At 67.9% G+C, this 3,959-nt stretch carries 5 protein-coding genes; 2 read left to right on the forward strand and 3 right to left on the reverse strand.

All coding sequences use genetic code 11. From position 1 onward, the window contains the following. Positions 1-149: 149 nt before the first annotated feature. Together INE98_RS06185 and INE98_RS06190 are read right to left on the reverse strand one after the other, a co-directional pair. Complete coding sequence (locus tag INE98_RS06185; protein WP_293537434.1) at positions 150-1,415, reverse strand: DUF418 domain-containing protein; 1,266 nt, start codon at positions 1,413-1,415, stop codon at positions 150-152. Between the two features lie 118 nt (positions 1,416-1,533). Next, positions 1,534-2,130 carry a YbjN domain-containing protein gene (locus INE98_RS06190; protein WP_293537435.1) on the reverse strand — a complete coding sequence of 199 codons (597 nt, stop codon included), beginning with the start codon at positions 2,128-2,130 and terminating at the stop codon, positions 1,534-1,536. Between the two features lie 41 nt (positions 2,131-2,171). Between INE98_RS06190 and INE98_RS06195 the strand changes: the two genes are divergently transcribed. Then, the gene (locus INE98_RS06195) at positions 2,172-3,095 is read left to right on the forward strand and encodes an SPFH domain-containing protein (RefSeq protein ID WP_293537437.1); all 924 of its coding nucleotides are present in this window, start codon (positions 2,172-2,174) and stop codon (positions 3,093-3,095) included. Between the two features lies 1 nt (position 3,096). After that, positions 3,097-3,558, forward strand: a complete 462-nt coding sequence (locus INE98_RS06200; RefSeq protein ID WP_293537439.1) for an NfeD family protein — start codon at positions 3,097-3,099, stop codon at positions 3,556-3,558. Here the strand turns inward: INE98_RS06200 and INE98_RS06205 are convergent. After that, the coding region (locus INE98_RS06205) for a MarR family transcriptional regulator (protein WP_293537441.1) at positions 3,512-3,959 on the reverse strand (448 nt) is incomplete at its 5' end. The genes INE98_RS06200 and INE98_RS06205 overlap by 47 nt on opposite strands.

Here is a 3,959-nt window from a genome sequence, read left to right on the forward strand (position 1 = left end):
CCGCGCCAATCTCTCCAAACCCAAGCTGTCCCGTCGACTTCACTGACATCGCAAATCCTCCGCCGCCAAAGCAGGGAATCACGATCCGGGGATTTCGCAATAGTCCCCCCGAGGGGGAGCAATCGCGCTTGCGTGCTTCTCCGCGCGACCTAGGCCGTCGCCTTGCGGAATGGCTGTCGCTTCCACTGGACGAGGGAGCGCCAGATCCATTCGAGGGGGCCGTAGCGGAAGCGGGCCAGCCAGGGGCGGCTCCACAGAAGGATCAGGGCCCAGACGCCGGCCACCACCCACAGTTGCTCGGCGCGGGACAGGTGGCCGTAGAGGCCCAGGCCATAGCCGCAGAAGACCAGGCTCGTGATCACCGAGGTCATCAGATAGTTGGTGAAGGCCATGCGGCCCGCCGCCTCCAGCCGCGAGACGAGACTGCGGAAGAGGCCGGCGCGGACGATCAGCAGCAGGGCCGAGGCGTGGGCCAGGGCGATGAAGGGCCGGGTGATCGACTGCCAGACCATCAGCTCGTGGGTCCGGAGAGGCTCGAAGCCCGAAGCGTGGATCATCCCGGTCTGCAGGGCCGCGAACGGTGCGGCGACGGCGTAGCCCAGCGCCATCATGACGAGGTAGGCCCGGGTCGACCACCCGAGCGAGAAGAAGCCCAGGCGGAAGAGGCCCATGCCAATGAGCATCTGGCCGACGGCCTCGGGGCCCGCATCGAAGGGGATCGTGATCTGGAGCAGCAAGGCGACCCTCGCGCGCGCCTCCAGCGCCTCAAGGAATCCGCCCCGGAACAGGGCGATTTCCTGCTCTGAGAACCCCGGTGGCGCCAGGATGCCCTGGGAAGCCTGAGCCCAGGCGTTGCGGGCGGCTTCGTCGGCCCCTGGCGCCGTCGCCGCCGCCATGAGGGCGCTCAACTGGCCAGCATCGCTCCAGTGCCACACGAACAGCGCGGCGAGGACGGCGCCGCCCAGTCCGATCAGGAGGCGCGGATCCAGCCGGCGGAGGGGAAAGACCAGGGCCCCGGCAAGGGCGTAGGTCACCAGGATGTCGCCCAGGAAGAAGAAGTAGGCGTGGATCATGCCGATCACGAACATCCAGAACAGCCGCCGGTAGTGGGTCTGGACGGGTCCGAGGCCTGACCCGGTCTCCGCCCGGCTGGCGATCAGGACCATCGAGGCGCCGAACAGCATGGTGAAGAGGGCGCGCATCTTGCCGTCGGTCAGGACGTTGTTGACGGCCCAGGTCCAGAAGTCGGCCCCAGTGGTCCCTCCGCCATAGACCGGGTTGAGGTAGGCGTAGGTGGGCAGGCCCATGGCCACGATGTTCATCAGAAGGATGCCGAGCACGGCCATTCCGCGGACCACATCGATGGAGACGATGCGACCGGCCGTCGGACCGGCGGCCTGGGCTTGGGTTGGCATGTCGTGTCCCCCGGTCACGGCGCCCGGACGGCCGCCAGCATGGTCCGCTCAGCTAGCATAAATCTAAGCAATGTAAAGATACGCAGATCTGGGAGGCGGGTCTTCTTCCCGAGCCTGGCTAGCCCTGCGGCCGGGACAGGAATCCGATCGGGTCCTGAATGAACTCGCCGAATCCGCTCAGGCACCCCTGCCAGACCCCGACATGCTCTCTCAGGTCGTCGCGATTCATCCGGCCGCTGAGGAGGATGGCGTACATGACGCTGGGCTCTCCGGTCGGGGTCATGATGCCCCGGCAGGTCAGCTGGCTGCGGTTGTAGTCGTTGATCTGGGCCATGTTCACGCCCTTGCGGGAGAAGGCGCTGTAGAGGGCCATCGCGCGGCAGGTGGCGAAGGTCTCGTCGCAGCCCACCATCTGGGCGCCGAACCCGCCGCCCGGAGTGGTCACGTTCATGAACACCTGGCCGTCCGCCTGGCGGGCGACCTCGGCCTTCGCTTCCAGGGACGCCAGCAGCGCGATGACGTCAGCGGTGCGCCGGGCGTCGAAGGCGGGCGCCTTGGGGGGCGCCGCTTTTGCAGGGGCAGGCTTGGCTGTGGCGGCCAGGCTGTATGAGGGGAGGAGCACCGCCAGCGCCAGCGCCGCAGCCGCCAGCCCGCCGGTTCTGACTCTGCTGAACACGCTGTAGTGATCTGTAGCCTGAACCTGTTCCAAAGCCATGCCGGGATCCCTAGATTTCCTCTACCCAACCGGAGGATGCCATGTTTCCCCTGCTGACGGTCGGACTTCTTGTCCTTCTCGCCATCGTGGTCGTTCTGTCGACGATCAAGATTGTCCCTCAGGGACGGGAGTTTACGGTCGAGCGCTTCGGCCGGTATGTCCGCACCCTCAAGCCCGGCATCAACATCCTGACCCCCTTCGTCGAGACCATCGGCGCCCGGATCAACATGATGGAGCAGGTCCTGGATGTGCCCCGTCAGGAGGTCATCACCAAGGACAACGTCACCGTCCAGGTGGACGCCATTGTCTTCATCCAGGTCATGGACGCCGCCTCTGCCGCCTACCGGGTGACCAACCTCGACTACGCCATCACCCAGCTCTCCATGACCAACCTGCGCACGGTGGTCGGGAACATGGAGCTGGACGAGGTGCTGAGCCAGCGCGACCAGATCAACACCCGGCTTCTCGCGGTCATCGACGAGGCCACCAGCCCCTGGGGCGTGAAGGTGGCGCGGATCGAGATCAAGGACCTGCTGCCGCCGCCGGACATCTCCAACGCCATGGCCCGCCAGATGAAGGCCGAGCGGGAGCGACGCGCCGTGATCACCGAGGCGGACGGCGAGAAGCAGGCGGCGATCGCCCGGGCCGAGGGCGCCAAGCAGGCGGCCATCCTGGAGGCCGAGGGCCGCCGTGAGGCCGCCTTCCGGGACGCCGAAGCCCGGGAGCGGTCCGCCGAGGCCGAGGCCGAAGCCACCCGCATGGTGTCCGAAGCCATCGCCAAGGGCGACGTCAACGCCATCAACTACTTCGTCGCCCAGCGCTATGTGGACGCCTTCGCCAAGCTGGCTGAGAGCCCACAGCAGAGGACAGTGATCGTGCCCGCCGAGATGTCCTCGATGATCGGCTCGATCGCCGGCGTGTCCGAACTCATCAACAGCGCCCGCGGCGGCGCGAGGGAGGGCTGAAATGGCGGGCGTGATCGAACTCCTCGCCGCCCAGCCGTTCTGGTTCTGGGGGGGATTGGCCGTGGCCCTCCTCGCCATCGAGGCGGCGACCGGCACAGGCTGGCTCCTGTGGCCCTCCGCTTCGGCGGGCGCCGTGGCCCTGCTCGCCCTCGTGCTGGATCCCGGCTGGACAGGCCAGGCGGTCTTCTTCGCCGTCCTGACCCTGGTCACCACCTTCGGCGCCCGCCGTTACTTTCCACGGGGTGGGGCGGCGGCGTACGGGGACATCAATGACACCTCCACGCGCCTGGTCGGCCAGGCCGCCCGTACCGTGGACGCCTTCCACAAGGGCGAGGGGCGGATCGCCCTCGACGGCAAGGAATGGGCCGCGCACCTGGAAGGCGGCGGCTCCCTGGCCGCCGGCGCCGAGGTGGAGGTCATCGGCGTCCGGGGTTCGATCCTCGAGGTCCGTCGGCGGGGCTGAGCGCCTCCAGACCGAGGCGGAGGTCGCGCAGGAAGGCGAGGCCATCCTGCAGATAGTTGTCATTCAAATCAGTTTTCAGGCGGTCAGTTCCCGGGCGTAGGGCCGCGGCCGCGCTGCGAGCCCTGTCTGCGCCTTCCGGAGTCATGAAGACCTGCTTGCGCCGCCCGTCACGGTCGTCCCCGGCGATCCGGATCCATCCCAGGGCCTCCAGGCGCTGGAGCAGGTGCGTCACCGCGCCCCGGGTCATTCGCAGCCTGTCGGCGATCTCCGCCGGCGCGGCCCCGTCGCCAAAGCGCAGGAAATCCCGCAGGACTTCAAACTGCGTGTAGGACATGGGCGCCGGCAGCCGGGCCTCCACCGCCCGCCGGAGGGCGTCCTCGGCTGCGCTGAGTTCGTAGAGG

Origin of the sequence: Phenylobacterium sp., assembly GCF_020253645.1 — a bacterium.
Taxonomy (GTDB): Bacteria; Pseudomonadota; Alphaproteobacteria; order Caulobacterales; family Caulobacteraceae; genus Phenylobacterium.